General features: G+C 63.6%; 16 protein-coding genes. 12 read left to right on the forward strand and 4 right to left on the reverse strand.

Going from position 1 to position 20,261, the window contains the following annotated elements:
* Nucleotides 1–107: 107 nt before the first annotated feature.
* From J2Y63_RS20910 to bcsN, 6 genes are all read left to right on the forward strand, one after another.
* A complete protein-coding gene (locus tag J2Y63_RS20910) occupies nt 108–683 on the forward strand; it encodes a TetR/AcrR family transcriptional regulator (RefSeq protein WP_435267654.1) in 576 nt (191 codons plus the stop codon).
* Entirely contained in the window at nt 680–1,606 is a 927-nt protein-coding gene (locus J2Y63_RS20915) for a DMT family transporter (RefSeq protein WP_435267655.1), read from the forward strand. The genes J2Y63_RS20910 and J2Y63_RS20915 overlap by 4 nt, the downstream gene beginning before the upstream one ends.
* Nucleotides 1,607–1,761: 155 nt before the next feature.
* Nucleotides 1,762–4,023, forward strand: coding sequence for a UDP-forming cellulose synthase catalytic subunit (bcsA, locus tag J2Y63_RS20920; protein ID WP_435267656.1), 2,262 nt, complete (start codon nt 1,762–1,764; stop codon nt 4,021–4,023).
* On the forward strand, nt 4,016–6,361 hold the full coding sequence (locus J2Y63_RS20925; RefSeq protein WP_435267657.1) for a cellulose biosynthesis cyclic di-GMP-binding regulatory protein BcsB: 2,346 nt from the start codon (nt 4,016–4,018) through the stop codon (nt 6,359–6,361). Before bcsA ends, J2Y63_RS20925 begins: the two co-directional genes overlap by 8 nt.
* The gene (locus J2Y63_RS20930) at nt 6,358–8,301 is read left to right on the forward strand and encodes a bacterial transcriptional activator domain-containing protein (protein WP_435267658.1); all 1,944 of its coding nucleotides are present in this window, start codon (nt 6,358–6,360) and stop codon (nt 8,299–8,301) included. The genes J2Y63_RS20925 and J2Y63_RS20930 overlap by 4 nt, the downstream gene beginning before the upstream one ends.
* Nucleotides 8,302–8,308: 7 nt before the next feature.
* A complete protein-coding gene (gene bcsN, locus J2Y63_RS20935) occupies nt 8,309–9,229 on the forward strand; it encodes a cellulose biosynthesis protein BcsN (RefSeq protein ID WP_435267659.1) in 921 nt (306 codons plus the stop codon).
* A 3-nt stretch (nt 9,230–9,232) separates the two neighbouring features.
* Here bcsN and J2Y63_RS20940 read toward each other — a convergent pair whose 3' ends face one another.
* On the reverse strand, nt 9,233–10,114 hold the full coding sequence (locus J2Y63_RS20940) for a LysR family transcriptional regulator (RefSeq protein WP_327506294.1): 882 nt from the start codon (nt 10,112–10,114) through the stop codon (nt 9,233–9,235).
* Nucleotides 10,115–10,219: 105 nt separating this feature from the next.
* Here J2Y63_RS20940 and J2Y63_RS20945 point away from each other — a divergent pair, with 105 nt between their 5' ends.
* From J2Y63_RS20945 to J2Y63_RS20955, 3 genes are all read left to right on the forward strand, one after another.
* The gene (locus tag J2Y63_RS20945) at nt 10,220–11,716 is read left to right on the forward strand and encodes a CoA-acylating methylmalonate-semialdehyde dehydrogenase (protein ID WP_130516252.1); all 1,497 of its coding nucleotides are present in this window, start codon (nt 10,220–10,222) and stop codon (nt 11,714–11,716) included.
* A gap of 143 nt (nt 11,717–11,859) precedes the next feature.
* The gene (locus tag J2Y63_RS20950; protein ID WP_435267660.1) at nt 11,860–12,951 is read left to right on the forward strand and encodes a YjgN family protein; all 1,092 of its coding nucleotides are present in this window, start codon (nt 11,860–11,862) and stop codon (nt 12,949–12,951) included.
* Nucleotides 12,941–14,017 carry a M48 family metallopeptidase gene (locus J2Y63_RS20955; protein ID WP_435267661.1) on the forward strand — a complete coding sequence of 359 codons (1,077 nt, stop codon included), beginning with the start codon at nt 12,941–12,943 and terminating at the stop codon, nt 14,015–14,017. The genes J2Y63_RS20950 and J2Y63_RS20955 overlap by 11 nt, the downstream gene beginning before the upstream one ends.
* A 55-nt stretch (nt 14,018–14,072) precedes the next feature.
* Here J2Y63_RS20955 and J2Y63_RS20960 read toward each other — a convergent pair whose 3' ends face one another.
* Entirely contained in the window at nt 14,073–15,116 is a 1,044-nt protein-coding gene (locus J2Y63_RS20960) for a Fe(3+) ABC transporter substrate-binding protein (protein WP_435267662.1), read from the reverse strand.
* Between the two features lie 197 nt (nt 15,117–15,313).
* Here J2Y63_RS20960 and rirA point away from each other — a divergent pair, with 197 nt between their 5' ends.
* Nucleotides 15,314–15,775, forward strand: coding sequence for an iron-responsive transcriptional regulator RirA (gene rirA, locus J2Y63_RS20965; RefSeq protein ID WP_256120668.1), 462 nt, complete (start codon nt 15,314–15,316; stop codon nt 15,773–15,775).
* 30 nt (nt 15,776–15,805) lie between these two features.
* Here rirA and J2Y63_RS20970 read toward each other — a convergent pair whose 3' ends face one another.
* Nucleotides 15,806–16,213 (reverse strand): response regulator, encoded by a 408-nt coding sequence (locus J2Y63_RS20970; RefSeq protein WP_256120667.1) that lies wholly within the window; start codon nt 16,211–16,213, stop codon nt 15,806–15,808.
* A gap of 133 nt (nt 16,214–16,346) precedes the next feature.
* Nucleotides 16,347–17,063: a LuxR C-terminal-related transcriptional regulator gene (locus tag J2Y63_RS20975; RefSeq protein ID WP_435267663.1), complete on the reverse strand. Its 717-nt coding sequence runs from the start codon at nt 17,061–17,063 to the stop codon at nt 16,347–16,349.
* 491 nt (nt 17,064–17,554) lie between these two features.
* Between J2Y63_RS20975 and J2Y63_RS20980 the strand changes: the two genes are divergently transcribed.
* Nucleotides 17,555–19,150: an ABC transporter substrate-binding protein gene (locus J2Y63_RS20980; protein ID WP_256120665.1), complete on the forward strand. Its 1,596-nt coding sequence runs from the start codon at nt 17,555–17,557 to the stop codon at nt 19,148–19,150.
* A 102-nt stretch (nt 19,151–19,252) separates the two neighbouring features.
* Nucleotides 19,253–20,257: an ABC transporter permease subunit gene (locus tag J2Y63_RS20985; protein WP_256120664.1), complete on the forward strand. Its 1,005-nt coding sequence runs from the start codon at nt 19,253–19,255 to the stop codon at nt 20,255–20,257.
* The last annotated feature ends 4 nt before the right edge of the window (nt 20,258–20,261 follow it).

Consider the following 20,261-nt stretch of genomic DNA (forward strand, 5'->3'; position numbering starts at 1 on the left):
TTTGATCGGTTCCGGGCGTGGATGATTTCTGCGCCCTTTTGCGTGGCCGTCGCTTGACTCGCGAAGAAAATAGGTAGATCGGTCTACATATTGAATCGAGGTGCGCGATGACCGAAAGAGTGCCGGCGCGGGAACGGCTGCTGAAGGCGGCTGCGGAACTGTTCTATCGGGACGGGGTAGGGGCGACGGGGATCGATACGATCACGGCCCATGCCGGCGTCGCGAAGATGAGCCTCTACAACAATTTCTCCTCCAAGTCCGAGCTGGTGAAGGCCTATCTCGATGCGCGGCTGGCGGAGTGGCACGAGTTGTATCGCCAGCGGCTCGCCAGCGCCGTCTCGCCGCGCGAGCGCCTGCTGGCGGTCTTCGATTCCTATGTCGACCATGCCGAACTCGCCTATGGCTGGGGTTTTCGCGGCTGCGGGCTTCTGAACGCCGCCGCCGAACTGTCCATCGCCGATCCCGGCCGGGCGACGGCCGCCTTGCAGAAGGAGGAGGTCGAGCAGCTCTTCCGGCAATATCTGACCGAAATGAAGCCTGACGGTGGTGCCGCGATCGATGAGACGGCGGAACATCTCTCCTTCGTGCTCGAAGGCGCGATGGCGCGTGCAGGGCTCGATGGGCATGACGGGCGGCTGAAAGCGGCGCGCAGGATCGCCATTTCGGTCATGGACAGCCTATGAGCGCCGCGGACCTCGCGACAGTGCCGCGCTCGGCCACACGCCTATGGGCGATCCTTGTCCTCGTGCTTCTCGAAGTGGCGCTGGTCGTGAGCTGGAGCGCCGGCTTCATCGGCGTTCGCTTTGCACACGATCACGCACCGATCTTCCTCATCCTGCTTTGGCGCAGCCTCGTCTCCGGGCTGGTGCTGCTGCCCTTCGCCCTGATGATGGGACCGAAAATCCGCGGCAAAGACATCGCCTTGCACATGCTGCTCGGCGCGCTCGCCATGGCCGGCTACCTGTCAGGCTTTGCGCTGGCGATTTCTTTCGGCGTGCCGACCGGCCTCGTCGCCCTCATCACCGACATGCTGCCGCTTGCCGTCGCCTTCCTGTCCTGGCCCATTCTCGGGCAGGCGCTCACCGCCCGGCAGTGGGTCGGCTCGTTCATCGGGCTTGCCGGCGTGATCATCGCGTCCGGCTGGTCGTTGGACATCGGCAACGTGCCGCTCTGGGCCTATGGCCTTCCCGTGCTGGGCACCCTGTCGCTGGCGCTGGCAACGCTCTTGCAGAAGCGTAGCGCGTCGAGCGCCATGCCGGTCTACCAGAGCCTGTGCATCCAGTGCCTGTCGGCGGCCGCGATCTTCGCCGTGCTCGCCTGGCACGAAGGTGGCGTGCTGCCGGTTCTCGATGTCGGCTTCATCGGCGGTATTCTTTGGCTGGTCTTCATCGCCACCTTCGCCGCCTGGAGCCTCTATTATCTGGCGCTCCAGAAATCCTCTCCCGCGCGGGTCACGGCCATCCTCTATCTCAGTCCGCCGGTGACGATGATCTGGGCTTGGCTGATGTTCGGCGAGCCGCTGTCCTGGGCGATGGCGGTGGGCCTGGCGGTGTCCCTCGTCGGCATCCTCATCGTTGCGAAATCGCAGGCGCCGGCTCATTCCTAGAGGGTCGTAAACCCTTCATTTACCACGCTTTTGACCGCAGTCCCGATTTGGCACTGTATTAGGAATCCGTTGACCACTGAACCCTAGGGTCTGACCTGTTCCTGTGTGGAACCGGTCCGCATGACGCGCTGCCGCGATGCAAATGGGGTTTTCATATGCACATGACGTGCGTCAAGTGGCTGGCGGTTCCCGCTGGCATGTTCGGGCTGTTCCTTCTCTGGCTGCCGATCAGCCTTCAGGCCCAGCTTATTCTCTCCTTCGCCGTGCTCGGCGTGATGTTCCTGGCGATGACGCGCCCGGCCAACACCACCTTCCGGCTCGTCACCTTCACCTTTGCCGGCATCCTCGCCATGCGCTACGCGTTCTGGCGCACGACGGAAACGCTGCCGAGCATCTACGAGCCGCTCAACTTCATCCCCGGCCTGATCCTGTATCTGGCCGAGATGTACTGCCTCGCCATGCTGGCGATCAGCTTCTTCATGCTGGCCGATCCGCTGAAGCGCAAAACTCCGGAGCCGGGCGAGGCCGCAAGCCTGCCCACCGTCGACGTCTTCATCCCGTCCTACAATGAGGAGCCCGAACTGCTCGCCGGCACGCTCGCCGCGGCAAAATCGCTGCTCTATCCGAAGGACAAGCTGAACGTCTACCTGCTGGACGACGGCGGCACGGAGGCCAAGCGCAACCACAAGGACCCGCGCATCGCGATCGCCGCGATCCGCCGCCACGAGCAGCTGAAGGCGCTCTGCGCCTCGCTCGGCGTGCACTACCACGCCCGCAAGCAGAATGACCACGCCAAGGCCGGCAACCTCAACGAGGGCCTCAAGGTCTCGAACGGCGAACTCGTCGTCGTCTTCGACGCCGACCATGCGCCGGTGCGCGAATTCCTGCGCGAGACGGTCGGCTTCTTCCGCGAAGATAAAAAGCTGTTCCTCGTCCAGACGCCGCACTATTTCCTGAATCCCGATCCGCTGGAGAAGAACCTCCAGACCTTCGCGCGCATGCCGTCCGAAAACGAGATGTTCTATTCGATCCTGCAACGCGGGCTCGACAAGTGGAACGCCTCGTTCTTCTGCGGCTCGGCGGCGGTGCTGCGGCGCTCGGCGCTGGCGTCGGTGAATGGTTTTTCCGGCCAGTCGATCACCGAAGATTGCGAGACGGCGCTGGCGCTGCATTCCAAGGGCTGGCACAGCATTTACGTCGACAAGCCGCTGATCGCCGGTCTCCAGCCGGAGACCTTCGTGTCCTTCATCGGCCAGCGCGCCCGCTGGTGCCAGGGCATGTTGCAGATCCTCATCCTCAACCGGCCGTTCCTCGCCAAGGGCCTGACGCTCGCCCAGCGCATCTGCTATGCCGGCATCAACCTGTTCTGGCTGTTCCCGCTGTCGCGGCTCGCCTTCGTCTTCTCGCCGCTGCTCTACATCTTCTTCTCGCTGGAAATCTACCAGGCGAACATCCTCGAATTCGCCTCCTATGCGGTGACCTATCTCATCGGCTCCTTCGCCATGCAGAGTTACCTTTACGGCCGCGTGCGCTGGCCCTGGGTTTCCGAACTCTATGAATATGTCCAGTCGGTACTGCTCTTCGGCTCGATCCTCAGCGTGATCCGCAATCCGCGCAAGCCCACCTTCAACGTCACCGCCAAGGGCCAGACGCTCGACCGCAGCATGCTTTCGCCGCTGGCGCGGCCCTATTTCATCATCTTCTTCGTGCTCCTGGCCGCCGCGCTTTATTCCGGCTACCGCTTCCTGACGGAGCCGGTCGCGACCGAGCTTTTGACGATCGTCGCCGGCTGGAACCTCATCAATCTCGGCCTTGCCGGTGCGGCCCTCGGCGTCGTCGCCGAACGCCGTGAGCTGCGCCGCAACCAGCGTCTGCCGGTCAAGCGCCATGCGCTGATGAAGATCGACGGCAAGCTCAACAACATCATCATCCAGGATGCGTCGTCCGGCGGCATCTCGGTGGAGTTCGTCGAAAAGGCGCCGGAAATCGATCTCGAAACGCCGCTCGAAGCGACGATCCAGCTTCGCCGCGCCGGCCAGATCATCGCCTTCGACGTGATCTGCCGCTCCAGCCGCACGGCCGGCGAGGGCGCCATCTACGGCTTCGCCTACAAGGAGCGCACGCCGGAGACCTTCATGGCGATCGCCGAGTTGATGTTCTCCGACCAGGCGGTCCTCCAGGAACGGCTCGTGCGCCGGCAGGTGCGCCGCAGCTTCTTCTGGGGCACCTCGCGCTTCGCGCTCTGGAGCGTCCGCGAGACGTTGCGCGCCCTGCAATATTCAGCCGGCCTCATCCGCGAAAGCGCCGTCAAATCCTTCGCCGATGCCCCCATCGTGGTGAAGGAAAACAATGCCCAGATCCCCGGCCGCGCCGTCGAGCTGCCGCCGGTCCTCACAGGAACCCAGGCCTATGGCTAAGACATCTCTCCTCGCAATGCTGGGCCTTTCGCTCCTCGTCGCCTCGGCCGGTGCCGGCCGGGCGGAAGGGCTGGTGGCCGACAGCGTCAAGCCGCTGCTCGAAGGCACGGCGCTGTCCGGCGGCCTGCTTCCCGAACCCGTCGAGACAAAGAAGGTCGAGCAGACGGCGGACAAGACCCTCGTGCCCTTCGAGCAATCGGCCGACACCTATACGCTCGCCGGCGAAGACGATGTCGCGACCTTCACCTTCGCGCTGGATGGCCCGCAGGTCTCCGCCGGCGGCACGCTGAACCTCGCCTATATCAACGCTGTCTCCGTGCTGCCCGATACGGCGAAAATGGATGTCGAGGTCAACGGCCGGGACGTCGGCAGCTTCGCCATCGCCTCGCCGAACGGCACGCTGACGGAGAAGATCGCCGTCGCCTCCGAATTCCTCAAGGCCGGCCGCAATGTCGTGCGTCTGCGCGCCCGGCAGCATCATCGGGTGGATTGCTCGCTCGATGCGACCTATGAACTCTGGACGAAGCTCGATCCGGCATCGAGCGGCTTTGCCACCAGCCAGTCGGCAGGCTTTGCCGATTTCGACAGCCTGCTGGCCGTCCGCCGCAATACGGCGCATCGCACGGATGTCCGTATCGTCGTTCCCGGCGCCCTGAGTGCCGAAGCGCTGAATGAGGTCGCGCCCGTCCTGCAATCGCTCATCCTCTTCCTGAACCGGGATGATGTGAGCGTGTCGGTTGCGGATAGGCCGGGCACCGGCCCGGGCATCGATCTCGTGATGGCGATGGACCGCGGCGGCGCCGCAACGCTGTCCAAGCTCGGCCTTTCGAGCGCGCCTCGCGGTCTTTCCGTCCAGTCCGGCGCCACGGCGGACCGGGCGACCGTCGTCCTGCGCGCCGCCAATCTCAACGACGTGAATGCGGCCGTGCTCGCCGCCGTGAAGGGGCCACTCGCCGATGGTCTGAAGTCCGGCATCTTCGAGAAGGGCAGGGGTGTGCTCACGGTCGATGCCGGCGAACGGCGCATGCTGAAGGAAGCGGGCTATGAGACCCGCGTCTTCTCCGGCCGCCTGTCGCGCAACGATTTCGCCGTCGAAATGCCGGCGGATTTCTACGCGGCCGAATATGCGACGCTCGACCTGCGCCTGCATGCCGCCACCTCGCCGGGCCTCGACCAAACCGCCCAGCTCCTCGTGCGCGTCAACGACAAGGTCGTGAAGAGCTATCCGTTCCGCAATCGCGAGGGTGAACAGTTCGACGGAAAGCGCATCGAACTGCCGCTGCGCGCCTTCCGCCCCGGCGTCAACCGCGTCGAACTGCTCGCCGAATTGCCGGTCACAGCCGATGCCGCCTGCCGGCCGGAGGAGCGCGACGACGGCAAGCCGCGTTTCATCCTGCTCGACACGACGGCAATCGAGGTTCCGGCACTGGCCCGGGTCGGCCGGCTTCCCGATCTCGCGGCGCTCGCCGGCAAGGCCTATCCCTATGGCGGCGGCAAGCCCTTCGATCTCGTCATCGACCGGGCGGACAGCCAGTCGGTCGGCGCCGGCCTCACCCTGCTGTCGCGCCTGACCCTTTCCGCCCGTGCGCCGCTGACCGCGAAGATCGCCATCGGCACGCCCACGGAAGGCACCGGCCGCGATGCGCTCGTCGTCTCGTCGCAGAACGATTTCGCCGAACTCGGCGCCACCGACAAGGCATCCTTCCCGAGCGAAACGGATATCAGCGCCTCCGTCGCGGCCCTGCTGGAACCCGATCCGGTCGTCACCGCATCGGTCTCCGACACCGCCACCGGCAACGAGACCGCGGACCTGCTGCAAGCCTTCCACAATTCGACGGCGGCCGGCGAGGGCGACCTGTCCTTCGGTTCGCGTGCACAGCTCTGGCTGTCCGCCGCCACGAAGAGCTTCGGCCGCTGGCTGAGCTACCAGGGGGACGACGCCGCGCGCGTCGCACCGCATGGCGCAGATTCGCTCGTAACGCTCTCGCAGATGCGCTCGCCCGATGGCCTCTCCACCTGGACGGTGATCAAGGCGAGCGCGCCGCGCGATATCGAGGCGGGCGTGAACCGGCTTGTCGAGCCCGCCATCTGGCGCGACCTCGATGGCGGCACCGCCACCATCGAGACGGCGAGCCTGTCGCTCGTCAGCCTGCCGGCGGCGGAGCGCTACATCGCCGATCTCCAGGATCGCAGCCCCGGCAACCTGCGCCGCGTCGCGGCCGCCTGGTTCTCCGACAATTTCCAGATCTACGTGCTGCTCGTGCTCGCCTGCCTCGGCATCTTCGCCGTCTGGCTCGGCATCACGGTGCCGAGCAAGGGCGTGAGGTCCGACCGATGAGAGCGATTTTCCTTGTCCCCCTGTTGCTTGGCTCCTCCGCGCTGGCCGGCGAAACGAAAGCCGGCCCCGGTGAGGTCGAGCTTGCTGCCCTCTATTATTATGCCGAGCAGAAGCAGCAGGATCGGCTGGAGGCCGAGACGAACCGGCTGCGGCTGAAATATCCGGATTTCGTCGTGCCCGCCGACGTCTATTCGCCGGCCGCCCGGCAGGTGGATGAAAGCACGCTCTGGGCGCTCTACGAGAAGAACGACTTCCTCGGCATCGATGCCGAGATCGGCCGCCGCCAGTCGGAAAACCCGGAATGGCGCCCGAGCGAGGATTTTTCCGGCAAGCTCGCCCGCCGCAAGCAGCGCGTCGACATGATGGCCGCCACCGCCCGCAAGGACTGGATGGGCGTCATTGAAGCCGCCAAGACGCTCGATCCGTCGACCGAAACGGAAGTCGATCTCGTCTGGATGCTGCTCGATGCCTATGCGCAGACCGGCGCCAAGGATGCGCTGACCAATGTCTATCGCGGCCTGCTCTTCCGTGAAGGCGACAAGCGCCTGCCGGATCAGCAGCTCCTGACGACCCTGCAGAAATCGACGCGAGATTTCTCGGCCGGGGACGTGCGCAAGGCGATGGGCCTGCTTGCGACCTCGCCTCTGCTCCAGGCCGGCCTGCAGCCCGTCGAGCTGGACCTGACCCGCAAGGAGGTCGCCGATTTCAATGCCGACGAGAAGCGCCAGACGCCGATCGGCGAAGGCGAAGTCGGCAAGCTGCGTCTGGCTGCCGAGAAGGGCGACCGCCCGGAAGACCTCGCGCTGCTCGGCTGGTATGATCTGAAGCTGAAGGCGCCGGAAAGCGCCGAGCGCTGGTTCAAGGCGGCGCTCGTCAAGCATCGCGATGAGAACGATGCCAAGGGCCTCTATCTCTCGCTTGCCGCGCAGAACAAGCAGGACGAGGCCTACGCCGTCGCGGAACAGTATCTGGAGGACCTTTCGGGCGATCCGGAATTCCTGATGAACGCGCTGTCGCTGCGCTTTTCCAAGCCCGACCAGCCGGATGCGGACGTGAAGACCGTCACGGCCTACAGCAACGCCATCCTCGCGACGTCGAATGCCGACCATGCCGAAATCCTCGCCTGGTACGCCTATAATTCCCGCCAGTACGAGGCGTCGAAAGCCTGGTTCGCAAAGTCGATCGATTGGGAAAGCGCGCCGGTGCGGGTCAAGGGCCTGGCGCTCAGCTTGCTGCGGCTCGGCGAGAAAAAGGACTATGCGGCGCTCGAAGGCGAATATCGCGACATCTACCCGGATATCTGGGCGGAGATAAAGGTCGCGACCCCGCCGAAGGGCCGCCGCAGCATTGCCATCGACATGCCGGTCGCCTCCACGGGCGGCGGCAACGGCTATCTTGCGCATTTCAAGGCGAAGCGGTTCAGCGCCTGCATCGAGGACATTTCCGCGATGGAAGCGCGCGGCGCGGTGTCCTCGGATGCCATGCTCATCAAGGGCTGGTGCCATCTCGGGCTGAACCGGCTTGCCGATGCGCGCAACGCCTTCGAGGCGGCGCTTGGCAACAGCCGCATGCAGGCCGATGCCGCCTATGGCGCCGCACTCACCCTGCTGCGCGGCCGCCTGACGGATGATGCCGAGGCGATGATCGGCATGTATGCGCTGTCGGAAAAGCGGGACCGTGAAGTGCGGGCCGAAATCTACTTCCAGCGCGCCCGCTCGGCCTTCGATCACAAGCAGTACCAGCGCGTGCTCGATGCACTGAACGCGCGCGCAGGCCTTGTCGCCGAACCCGCCGATCTCAGCCAGCTTCGCGGCTGGGCGCATTACCATCTCGGCCATCGTGCGGAGGCGCAGGCCGTCTTCGCCCGGCTGAACACGCATCTTTATGACCCGGCGGCCGCGCGCGGCCTCGCCATCTCCTCCGATTACCCCACCCGATAGGTTTTTCATGCGCTGGCTGCTTCTCGCCGCACTTCCGTTCCTCGCCGCCGGCTGCACCGCGGTGCACGACCCGTTCCTCGAAACGGGTGCCATCCGGCCGGATGCGCCGCCGATCTCGACAGAAGTGTCTCCGGAATTCGCGGCCGCCTATCTACCGTCGATCTCCGGCCGCATCGAAAGCGTGCGTCAGACCGTGCGCGGCGAGTTCTTCGAGCAGGCGATCGTCTATTCCAACGCCACAGTATCCGCCGGCGAAAATGTGCTCACCGTGCGCATCGGCACGCCGTCCGAAGGCGTCACCTTCCTGCGCGCGCCGACACGCCGCGCCATCCTTGCGGAAATGCGCCAGGCATTGCCCGGCGTCGCCATGACGATCGATGCCGCACCCGGCCAGAACATGCACGGCATCTACGGCTATGCCACCGGCCCGCTCGGGAAATCCGGAAGCTGCCTCTACGCCTGGCAGTTCGCAAAGCGCGTCTCGCCGGTGCGCGAAACGGCGATGGGCCGGATCGGGGCCGGCAATTATTCTGCGCAGGTGCGCCTGCGCTTCTGCCATCCCACCATGCCGCAGGAACGCATCGCATCGCTGATGGCCGGCATGCGGCTGAAGCCGGTGACGCGCGATACGTTCGACATGCTGAGCTATGCCGGCGGCAGCGGTTATGGCCGCAGCCAACCGGTGCTCACCCGCGCCGAGCCCGTGGCGACCGTCGAGGATGATGTCGAGGTCCGCAGGCCAAAACGTCGCGTGGTGGAGGAGAAGCGGGCGGAGGAGCCGGCCATCATCCGCAATGCCGTGCGCGTTCCCCTGCCGGGCGAGGCCACGCAGGAAAAGGTGAAAGTGGCGGTTGTCGAAAAGCCGGTGGAAGAGGCAGCGGTGAGCGCGCGGGCGAAAAGGGCGCTGGTGCCGCTGCCCGGCGAGTAAGCCTCAGAGAAAGATCTCGTGCTCCTGCCGCACGAGTTCCTGCACGAATTCCGCAACGGTGCGAACGCGCACGAGATCCCGCGCGCTCTCGTGCCAGGTCGTCCAGTAGGCGCGGCGGATCGCGTTGGCGGGCAGCAGGCGGACGAGTTCGCCGTACTGCCGGGCGATATAATCGTGCAGGATGCCGATGCCGGCGCCGGAGCGCACGGCTTCCGTCTGGCCCGTCGCGCTGGAAATCTCGAAGCTCGCATCCCAGCTGCGCATGATCTCGCCGGTGAAGTTGAGCGAGGCCGTGAAGATCAGGTCTTCCACATAGCCGACCCGTCGATGCGCCTTCAAGTCCTCGACGGTCTCCGGCGTGCCGTGTTCCGCAAGGTAGTCGCGCGAGGCATAGAGCCCGAGCGTATAGTCCGTGAGCTTCGAGGAGACGAGGCGGCCCTGTTCCGGCCGCTCCAGCGTGATCGCGATATCCGCCTCGCGCTGCGACAGCGAGAAGGAGCGCGGCACCGGCACGAGTTGGATCTTCAGTTCCGGATGCCGCGCCGTCAGCCGCCCGAGCCGCGGTGCCAGAAAGGAAACGCCAAAACCATCCGGCGCGCCGACGCGCACGGTGCCGGCGACGGCGGTGTCGATACGGCCGATGCTCGCCTGCGCCGCCAGCATTTCCGTCTCCATCCGCTCGGCCGCGCGCAAAAAAACCTCGCCTTCCGCCGTGAGGTCGCAGCCATTGGTGCGGCGGATCAGGAGGCGCGTCTTCAGTGCTTCCTCCAGCGCGCTGACACGCCGGCTGAGTGTTGCATGGTTGACGCCGAGGCGGCGGGAGGCGGCGAGGATCTGGCCGGTGCGGGCAACCGCGAGGAACATGCGTGCGTCATCCCAGTTCATACCGGCCTCCGACTTCAATTTTTGCACAACGGTTCCTTATATGAGGTGATTGAGTTGTGCAAATTGAAGTGCGATGATCCTCTCACAACAACGGAGGAGCTCCCCATGTACGAGATCGGCCATTTCATCCACGGCAAGAAGGTCGCCGGCACCAGCGGCCGCACCGCGAACGTCTTCAACCCGGCGACGGGCGAAGTCCAGGCGACGGTGGCACTTGCCAACGATGCCGACCTGCAGGCCGCAATCGACAGCGCGCTTTCCGCGCAGCCGAAGTGGGCCGCCACCAACCCGCAGCGCCGCGCCCGCGTCTTCATGAAGTTCGTCGAGCTTCTGAACCAGAACATGGACGAATTGGCCGTTCTGATCTCCCGCGAGCACGGCAAGACGGTCGAGGATTCGAAGGGCGACGTTATCCGCGGCCTGGAAGTCTGCGAATTCGTCATCGGCATCCCGCACCTTTCCAAGAGCGAATTCACCGAAGGCGCCGGCCCGAACATCGACATGTATTCGATCCGCCAGCCGGTCGGCATCGGCGCCGGCATCACGCCCTTCAACTTCCCGGGCATGATCCCGATGTGGATGTTCGCGCCCGCCATCGCCTGCGGCAACGCCTTCATCCTGAAGCCTTCCGAGCGTGATCCGTCCCTGCCGATCCGCCTTGCCGAACTGATGATCGAAGCGGGCCTTCCGGCCGGCATCCTCAACGTCGTCAACGGCGACAAGGGCGCGGTCGACGGCATCCTGGCGCATCCGGATATCGCCGCCGTTTCCTTCGTCGGCTCCACGCCGATCGCCCGCTACGTCTATGGCACGGCCGCCGCGAACGGCAAGCGCGCCCAGTGCTTCGGCGGCGCGAAGAACCACATGATCATCATGCCCGATGCCGACCTCGACCAGGCCGCCAACGCCCTCATGGGCGCTGGCTACGGCTCGGCCGGCGAGCGCTGCATGGCGATCTCGGTTGCCGTCCCCGTTGGCGAGGAAACCGCCAACCGGCTGATCGAAAAGCTGACGCCGATGATCGAGAGCCTGCGCATCGGCCCCTATACCGATGACAAGGCCGACATGGGTCCGGTCGTCACCAAGGAAGCCCAGGCCCGCATCCTGAGCCTCATCGACAAGGGCGTGGAAGAAGGCGCCAACCTCGTCGTCGACGGCCGCGGCTTCAAGCTCCAGGGTTATGAAGACGGCTATTTCGTCGGCGGCTGCCTGTTCGACAACGTCACGCCGGACATGGAAATCTACAAGACCGAAATCTTCGGCCCGGTCCTCTCCGTCGTCCGTGCCAAGAACTACGAGGAAGCCCTCGACCTGCCGATGAAGCACGAATACGGCAATGGCGTCGCGATCTACACCCGTGACGGCGATGCTGCCCGCGACTTCGCCAGCCGCATCAACATCGGCATGGTCGGCGTCAACGTTCCGATCCCGGTTCCGCTTGCCTACCACTCCTTCGGCGGCTGGAAGTCCTCGTCCTTCGGCGATCTCAACCAGCACGGCACGGACTCGATCAAGTTCTGGACCCGCACCAAGACGATCACCAGCCGCTGGCCGTCGGGCATCAAGGACGGCGCCGAATTCGTCATGCCGACGATGAAGTGATGCTTCCGCACTGATGGAATTGAAGGGGCTCCCGTTTCGGGGGCCCTTTTTGCATTGCCGATTTTTTGTGCTTTGCGAAGAATAGCCGGCTAGCCCGGCCCGTTAAGCCCTCGTGTTCTATGCATTTGGAAGGGGCAAACAATATGTCATTCGCAGCATCTGCGCAGCCCGCCGCACAGGCGAGCGGCTTTCACCGGATTACGTTCACCGGCAGGGCGTCTGAATATTTCGGCATCTGGATCGTCAATGTGCTGCTGACGATCATCACGCTCGGCATTTATTCGGCCTGGGCGAAGGTGCGCCGCAATCGATACTTCTACGGCAATACCGTGCTGCTTGGCCGGTCCTTCGAATACCATGCCAAGGGCCTGCAGATCCTCATCGGCCGCCTCATCGTTCTCGGCGGTTTCGTCGTGCTCAACGTGATCGCAGCCCTTGTGCCGATCCTGGTGCTGCTGCCCACCCTCGTCGTGCTGATCGCGCTGCCGTGGCTCGTTGCCAAGGGCCTGCGCTTCTCCGCGCGCGTCACGAGCTACCGCAACGTGCGCTTCGATTTCGTCGGCGGTGCCGGTGGCGCCTTCAAGGCCTTCATCCTCGGCAGCCTGCTCGCCGTCATCACCATCGGCATCCTGACGCCGCTCGCCAGCCGCTGGGTCTCGCGTTACGTCGGCTCGAACCTGCGCTACGGCGGCAAGGCCTTCGATACCGATCCGCAGCTCGGCGCGATCTACAAGTCCTGGCTCCTGTCGCTGCTCATCGTCGTGCTCGGCCTCGGCATCATCGCGCTTTTGGCCTTCCTCAACCTGCCGATCATCCTGTCTATGATCGAGACGCCCGGCGCGCTGACGCCGGAGCAGCAGATCCCGCTCTTCATCGCGGGCACGATCGCCTATATCACGCTCTTTGCCACCTTCGGCATTGCCGGCCTGTTCTACCGCGCGGGCGTGCGCAACATCGCCTATTCCGCCACGACCTTCGATGGCCAGCACCGGCTGATGAGCGATGTCTCGCGCACCCGCTACACCTGGATCGCCATTTCCAACGTCCTGATCACCATCCTGACCTTCGGCCTGATGCGGCCCTGGGCGGCGGTGCGCATGGCGCGTTATACCTGGGAGCACACCGGCATCACCTTCACGGGCGATATCGGCGAGCTGTTCAGCCGGATCGAGGCCCAGGGGTCGGCCGTCGGTTCCGAGTTCATGGACTTCGAAGGGTTCGATTTTGGCTTCTGAGAATGTTGCCATCGCCGGCGGTGATTGGCACCCCGCCGGTTCCAGCCGCTCGGTCGAGGCGCGCCTCGTCGAGCGGGCCGGCGAGATCGTCGCCGTGCCGGCCGGGGGCGAAAAGCCTCTTGCCGGTGCCGGCCTCTCCTGGGTGGAGATTTCCAGCCGCGTCGGCGCCATCCCGCGCCGCGTGACCTTTCCGGACGGCTCGGTCTTCGAGACCTGGGACAATGACGGCATCGACCGTTATCTCGCCGCGCGCGGCAAGGGCGGTGCCGGCATCGTGCACTGGCTGGAGCAGTTCAAGCTCCGCCTCATTCTCATCGTTCTTGCCGCCTTCCTGCTTGGCGGCGCGGTCTATCGCTGGGGCGTGCCGGCCCTTGTCGAAGTCGCGATCCTGACGACCCCGCCGATCGTGCCGCAGCTGATGGCGCAGGGCACGCTCGAAGCACTCGACCAGACGACCTTCTCGCCGACGAAACTTGCTGAAACACGCCGCAAGGAAATCGCAGACGGCTTTGCACGCATCGCCGCGCAGTCGCCGCGCGGTGCCGGTGCCTACAACCTCAATTTCCGCGATGGCGGCCTGATTGGCCCGAACGCCTTCGCGCTGCCGGATGGCACGCTGGTCATCACCGACCAGCTCGTCGAGCTGGCGGCCGGCGACACCGAGATGATCGTCGGCGTGCTGGCGCACGAGATCGGCCATGTCGAGCTGGAGCACAGCCTGCGGCAATTCTACCGCGCCGCCGGCATGACCGGCCTCATCATGCTGATCGCCGGCGATGTCGGCTCTAGCGTCGAGGACGTGCTGGTGCAGGGCGGCGGCCTGCTGGCGCTGTCCTATTCGCGCAGCGCCGAAGCCGAGGCCGACCGGCGGTCGGTGGAGCTGATGGCCAAGGCCGGCTACGACCCGACGGCGATCGCCCGCTTCTTCGGCCTGCTGGAGGAAAAGCTCGGCGACAAGGGGGATACCAACATCCTCTCCACCCATCCGGGCACGCCGCAACGCAAGAAGGACATCATCGACTATAGCCGGATCATTTCCGGCCAGTCGGACCCGGACCTGCAATGAAATGAAAACGGCGGCCATCGGCCGCCGTTTCCTTTGAGTGCTTTAAAGCCGTGGCTTACTGCGACGGGCCGTCGTTGTAGCCGATCTTGTCGACCAGCTCGGATGCCTTCTTGCGGTTGGCCGCGATGTCGACGAGCGGCAGTTCGTCAGCCTTCAGCGTGCCGAAGGACTTCACCACGTCGGAGGGCTCGGCACCCGGCAGGACCGGATATTCGTAGACCTGCTCGGCATAGATCTGCTGCGCGGTGCCGGCCGACAGGAATTCCATCAGCTTCAGCGCATTGTCCTTGTTCGGGGCGTTCTTGGCGAGCGCCATGCCGGAGACGTTGACGTGGCTGCCGCGGTCGCCGGCGTTCGGGAAGAGCACCTTGATGGCGGCGGCCCAGTCCTTCTGCTCCGGCTCCTTCTCGTTGGTCAGCATCAGGCCGACATAGTAGGAGTTGCCGAGTGCCAGGTCGCATTCGCCGGCGAGGATCGCCTTGGCCTGGTCGCGGTCGCCGCCGTCCGGCTTCTTGGCGAGGTTGTTCTTCAGGCCCGTCAGCCATTCTTCGGCCTTCGCTTCGCCGTGATGGGCGATCATCGAGGCGGTCAGGCCGATATTGTAGGAATGCTGGCCGTCACGGGTGCAGATCTTGCCCTTCCACTTCGGGTCGGCAAGCTCTTCATAGGTGATTTCGTTCTGGGCGACGCGGTCCTTCGAAGCGTAGACGACGCGCGAGCGCGTGGTGAGGCCGAACCAGTTGCCGTCCGGATCGCGATACTGCGCCGGGATGTCCTTGTTGATGACGTCGCTCACGACAGGCTGCGTCACGCCGCCGTCCTTGGCTTCGGTCAGGCGCGCGATATCGACCGTGAAGATGACGTCGGCCGGCGAGTTCGCGCCTTCCGCCTGGATGCGCTCGACAAGGCCCTTGTCGAGGAACAGCACGTTGGCGGTGATGCCGGTTTCCTTGGTGAACGCATCGAGCAGCGGCTTGATCAGGTCCGGCTGGCGATAGGAATAGATGTTGACTTCACCCTCCGCATGCGCGGGCAGCGCAAGTGCCAGGGCGGCGGTGGAAAGCGTGAGGGCGGTGAGGGCGTTCTTGAGCAGTGGCATTGTGTCCTCCTGAGTGCATTTATTCTTAACTGCTAAAGTCGTGTTTAGCGGCTTGCCCCTCGCAGTCAACCATGTCACCACTGGCATAACATGATTGTGATTTTCCGCTTTTCTGAAATTGCGCGTTTTTGGAATTGTTCTAAACGACGATCTGCCCTATATGTGGTGCCTATCAAAACCCGGATTCGGAGTTCCCGATGCGTTTGACGAAACAAACCAACTATGCCGTGCGCATGTTGATGTACTGCGCGGCGAATGGTGGAAAGCTCAGCCGTATTCCGGAAATCGCCAAGGCCTATGGTGTCTCGGAACTTTTTCTGTTCAAGATCCTCCAGCCTTTGACGAGGGCCGGCATCATCGAGACCGTGCGCGGCCGCAACGGCGGCGTGCGCCTGCCCAAGCCCGCAAGCGAGATCACCCTGTTCGACGTCGTGCGGGTGACGGAAGATTCCTTCGCCATGGCCGAATGTTTCGAGGCCGGCGAGGTCGAGTGCCCGCTGGTCGATAGCTGTGGCCTGAACTCGGCGCTGCGCAAAGCGCTGAACGCCTTCTTCGAAGTGCTTCAGCAGTACACGATCGACGATCTCGTCAAGGCACGCCCGCAGATCGGCATGCTTCTCGGCCTGGAAACGGCCTTCGTCCAGCAGCCCGCTGCCTGACCGACCGGCGCCCGACAAATGGCGCCGGGTTCATTCCCCGGCGCTGACGTCGCGCTTTACATATTCCTGCAGAATGAATTCGATGGCCGTCGGATCGAGCTCGGCCTTGTCGATGCGGAAGTCGACGCCGTAATCGTCGATCTTCTGGAAATAGGCGTCGTTGATCGACGACGAGATGACGCCGATAGGGCCGATATAGCCAACGCGCCGGAGCTCCGGCACCGTCTCGCGAAAATCCGCCTGCGGCTGCAACCGGTTGTCCATCAGGATCATGTCGAGCGGCACGCCGGACGAGCGGATGAAATCGAGCGCGCCTTCCACCGTTTCCACATAGTCGAGCGTGATCGCATAGCTTGCGACCTTGCGCATCAGCGCGCTGAGGATGACGTTTTCCGCAGGATCGTCATCGACGAGCAGGATATGCACTTTTGCTGTCATGGCCGTAGCTGAACCTGGTTGCATCAAAGAGGCTGCCGGCCTCGAAAAACCGCCGTTACTCTCATCCAGACCGCGGCCATTAACAAGTCCCTAACTCTGCTATCGGTGGCAGGGCGCAGCTGTTTTATGAGCGTCATTGAATAATCTGCTCGCGGATCGCCTTGGCGACCATCTGCGTGCGGTTCACCACGTCGAGCTTCTTGAGGATCGTTGCGGTGTGCGAGTTTACCGTATGCTCGGAAACCGAGACGATGAGGGCGATCTCGCTCGCCGTCTTGCCGTAGGAGATCCAGCGCAGGATTTCCGTCTCGCGCGGCGTCAGGCCCATGCCGGCCTTGTTGGCGAGCACTTGGCGGTAGAAATAGTCGAAGGCGCAGTTCGCCTCGTAGGCGATCTCCAGATGTTCGGTGCGTCCGATGTCCTCGCCGTCGCCAAGGAAGAGCACGACATAGCGCGTGCCGGCGATGGAGTGCACGGGAATGGCGAGCGCCATGTCGAAGCCGATCTGGTCAAGGAAGTCGACGCCCGCAGCGCCGTTTTCCGGCGCGTCGGTGCCGAGCCACACGGTCGAGATCGTCGACTTGTAGAAGCTCTTGAAGATCGCGGAATCGTTGATGCGGTGGCGCTTGTCGTAGGTCTCGGCAAGGCCGGCCGGCAGGTCGTGCAGCACGAGGCGGCTCGAAAGCATGCTGGTCTCGTGTTCGTTGGCGAGCTGCAGCACCCCGAAATGCTCGAAGCCGTAGCGCAGCGCCATCGTATGGAAAATACGAAAGAAGTCGACGCGATTGAGAGCTTTCTCAAGATCGCTTTCGAAGCCATATCGCCGGTAATGTTTGTTCAACACAGGCACGTGGTCTCTACCCCCGGATTCCACGCGTGCAAATCTAGCGCCGCAATCTCTGGCGGCAAAGGGTTTTACCGGACAATTTCGCGAAGAGCGGACACTTTTTTGCCATCCGCTTGCCAAGGTGCTGAAAATATTGGGAAAAAATGTAAGGTAGGCTGCCCTTCGCTTTTGACGTTTCGCTCCGCCGCCACGGTGCGAAACAGCGAAGGGCAGCCTCCCTTGCCTCGATGTCCTAATATGGCACGCCTGCCGTGTCGTCGCCATCGGGGCAGGTGGGGATTGACAGGTCCCGCGGCGCCTGATTCGCGGCACTTTTGAAGGCGTTTCTAATGCTGTGGAGAATAATGTTCCGTGGTTTTTTCCGTTTGGACAAATTTGTTCGCGGACTTATTGCAATCCTGCGGCAAATGTCGTTCCATCCCCGCAAGGCCGGGGCAGGAAATGCACCCGAGCCCGCAACAAGAGAACAAAAAAGCAAACCTGGGAAGCTCACTATGAAAAAGCTGACTACTCTTCTCGCAGCGACGGCGCTTGCCTCACTGATGGCAACGGCCGCCTGGTCGAAGACCTTCGTCTATTGCTCGGAAGCCTCGCCGGAAGGTTTTGACCCCGGCCTCTATACGGGCGGTCAGACCTTCGACGCAGCTGCACACACGGTCTATAACCGTCTGGTGGAATTCAAGCGCGGCACGACGGAACTCGAACCCGCGCTGGCTGAGAGCTGGGAAATTTCGGCAGACGGCAAGGAATACACCTTCAAGCTCCGCAAGGGCGTCAAGTTCCAGACGACCGAGTATTTCACGCCGACGCGTGAGCTGAATGCAGACGACGTCATCTTCTCCTTCGAGCGCCAGTACAAGGCCGATAACCCGTGGAACAAGTACGTTCCGGGCGCGTCCTGGGAATACTTCTCCGGCATGGGCCTGCCGGATGTTCTCGACAAGATCGAGAAGGTCGACGACCTGACGGTCAAGATCACGCTGAAGCGTCCCGAAGCGCCGCTGCTGGCGAACCTCGGCATGCCCTTCATCTCGATCGTCTCCAAGGAATATGCCGACAAGCTTCAGGCTGACGGCAAGATGGAGCTGATGAACCAGCAGCCGCTCGGCACCGGTCCATTCACCTTCGTCGCCTATCAGCCGGATGCGGCGATCCGCTACAAGGCCAACCCGGACTATTGGGGCGGCAAGCAGAAGATCGACGACCTGGTCTTCGCGATCACCACGGATGCAGCCGTTCGCGCGCAGAAGCTGAAGGCCGGCGAATGCCACCTGATGTCCTACCCGAACGCGGCTGACGTGGCCGAGCTGAAGGCCGATCCGAACCTGCACATCTCCGAGCAGGCCGGCCTCAATGTCGCCTACCTCGCCTACAACACGCTGGTTGCACCCTTCGACAAGGTCGAGGTCCGCAAGGCCCTCAACATGGCGATCAACCGCCAGGCCATCGTCGACGCCGTCTTCCAGGGCGCGGCAACGGTTGCCAAGAACCCGATCCCGCCGACGATGTGGTCGTATAACGACGCTGTCGTCGACGACGCGTTCGATCCGGAAGCCGCCAAGAAGATGCTCGAAGACGCTGGCGTTTCGGGCCTCAAGATGAAGATCTGGGCCATGCCGGTCGCGCGTCCCTACATGCTGAACGCCCGCCGTGCAGCGGAACTGATGCAGGCCGACCTCGCCAAGATCGGCGTCGAAGTTGAGATCGTCTCCTACGAATGGGCCGAATACCTGAAGCTCTCGTCCGCCAAGGACCGCGACGGCGCGGCCATCCTCGGCTGGACGGGCGACAACGGCGACCCTGACAACTTCCTCGACACCCTGCTCGGCTGCGACGCTGTCGGCGGCAACAACCGTGCGCAGTGGTGCAACAAGGAATTCGACGACCTGATGACGAAGGCGAAGGAAACCGCCGACGTTGCAGAGCGCACGAAGCTCTATGAAGAGGCCCAGGTCATCTTCAAGCGCGAAGCGCCCTGGAACACCCTCGACCACTCGCTTGCCGTCGTACCGATGAGCAAGAAGGTCTCGGGCTTCGTACAGTCGCCGCTCGGTGACTTCGTGTTCGAAGGCGTGGACATCGCCGAGTAATATCGGCTACGAAAAAGGCACGCCGCAAAGAGCGTGCATTGGCCGGCGGCTCGAAGACATTCGAGCCGCCGGTTTTTCACAAAAAAGAAGGGATTGGCTCCCATGTTTCGCTTTATCTTCGGACGGCTCGCCGTCCTGATACCCACGTTCCTCGGGGTATCGCTCATCGCGTTCTCCTTCATTCGACTTCTGCCGGGCGATCCGGTCATGCTGATGTCGGGCGAACGCGTCATGTCTCCGGAACGCCATACCGAGCTCATGCACCAGCTCGGCCTCGACCGGCCGATGTACATCCAGTATTTCGATTATCTCGGCGGTCTTCTGACGGGCGACTTCGGTTCGTCCATCGTCACCAAGCGCCCGGTGCTCGACGATTTCGTCAACCTCTTCCCGGCAACGCTGGAGCTCTCGCTCTGCGCCATCATCGTCGCCATCGCGCTCGGCATTCCGGCCGGCGTGCTCGCCGCGGTGAAACGGGGGACCTGGCTCGACCAGTCGCTGATGGGCGTCGCCCTCGTCGGCTATTCGATGCCGATCTTCTGGTGGGGGCTGCTGCTCATCATCTTCTTCTCCGGCTATCTCGGCTGGACGCCGGTCTCGGGACGCATCTCGCTGATGTACTTCTTCCCGCAGGTCACTGGCTTCATGCTGATCGACAGCCTGATCTCGGGGCAGGCGGGCGCGTTCAAGTCGGCGCTCAGTTATCTGATCCTGCCGACTGTCGTGCTCGCGACGATCCCGCTCGCCGTCATCGCGCGCCAGACCCGTTCGGCCATGCTCGAAGTGCTGGGTGAGGACTATGTCCGCACTGCCCGCGCCAAGGGCTTGTCGCCGTTCCGCGTCATCGGCGTGCATGCGCTGCGCAACGCGATGATCCCCGTCATCACCACGATCGGCCTTCAGGTCGGCGTGCTGCTCGCGGGCGCCATCCTCACCGAGACGATCTTCTCCTGGCCGGGCATCGGCAAGTGGATGGTCGACAGCGTCTTCAAGCGCGACTATGCCGTGGTGCAGGGTGGCCTGATGCTGATCGCCGCCGTCATCATGATCGTCAATCTCGTGGTCGACCTGCTTTACGGCTGGGTCAACCCGCGAATCCGGCATTAGGAGG

This window comes from Shinella sp. BE166 (assembly GCF_051201095.1).
GTDB lineage: Bacteria > Pseudomonadota > Alphaproteobacteria > Rhizobiales > Rhizobiaceae > Shinella > Shinella lacus.

Excerpts from the sequence above, each read along its gene's own strand:
- J2Y63_RS20910 (WP_435267654.1), top strand. The coding sequence starts at position 108 with ATGACCGAAAGAGTGCCGGCGCGGGAACGGCTGCTGAAGGCGGCTGCG.
- J2Y63_RS20915 (WP_435267655.1), top strand. The coding sequence starts at position 680 with ATGAGCGCCGCGGACCTCGCGACAGTGCCGCGCTCGGCCACACGCCTA.
- bcsA (WP_435267656.1), top strand. The coding sequence starts at position 1,762 with ATGCACATGACGTGCGTCAAGTGGCTGGCGGTTCCCGCTGGCATGTTC.
- J2Y63_RS20925 (WP_435267657.1), top strand. The coding sequence starts at position 4,016 with ATGGCTAAGACATCTCTCCTCGCAATGCTGGGCCTTTCGCTCCTCGTC.
- J2Y63_RS20930 (WP_435267658.1), top strand. The coding sequence starts at position 6,358 with ATGAGAGCGATTTTCCTTGTCCCCCTGTTGCTTGGCTCCTCCGCGCTG.
- bcsN (WP_435267659.1), top strand. The coding sequence starts at position 8,309 with ATGCGCTGGCTGCTTCTCGCCGCACTTCCGTTCCTCGCCGCCGGCTGC.
- J2Y63_RS20940 (WP_327506294.1), bottom strand. The coding sequence starts at position 10,114 with ATGAACTGGGATGACGCACGCATGTTCCTCGCGGTTGCCCGCACCGGC.
- J2Y63_RS20945 (WP_130516252.1), top strand. The coding sequence starts at position 10,220 with ATGTACGAGATCGGCCATTTCATCCACGGCAAGAAGGTCGCCGGCACC.
- J2Y63_RS20950 (WP_435267660.1), top strand. The coding sequence starts at position 11,860 with ATGTCATTCGCAGCATCTGCGCAGCCCGCCGCACAGGCGAGCGGCTTT.
- J2Y63_RS20960 (WP_435267662.1), bottom strand. The coding sequence starts at position 15,116 with ATGCCACTGCTCAAGAACGCCCTCACCGCCCTCACGCTTTCCACCGCC.
- rirA (WP_256120668.1), top strand. The coding sequence starts at position 15,314 with ATGCGTTTGACGAAACAAACCAACTATGCCGTGCGCATGTTGATGTAC.
- J2Y63_RS20970 (WP_256120667.1), bottom strand. The coding sequence starts at position 16,213 with ATGACAGCAAAAGTGCATATCCTGCTCGTCGATGACGATCCTGCGGAA.
- J2Y63_RS20980 (WP_256120665.1), top strand. The coding sequence starts at position 17,555 with ATGAAAAAGCTGACTACTCTTCTCGCAGCGACGGCGCTTGCCTCACTG.
- J2Y63_RS20985 (WP_256120664.1), top strand. The coding sequence starts at position 19,253 with ATGTTTCGCTTTATCTTCGGACGGCTCGCCGTCCTGATACCCACGTTC.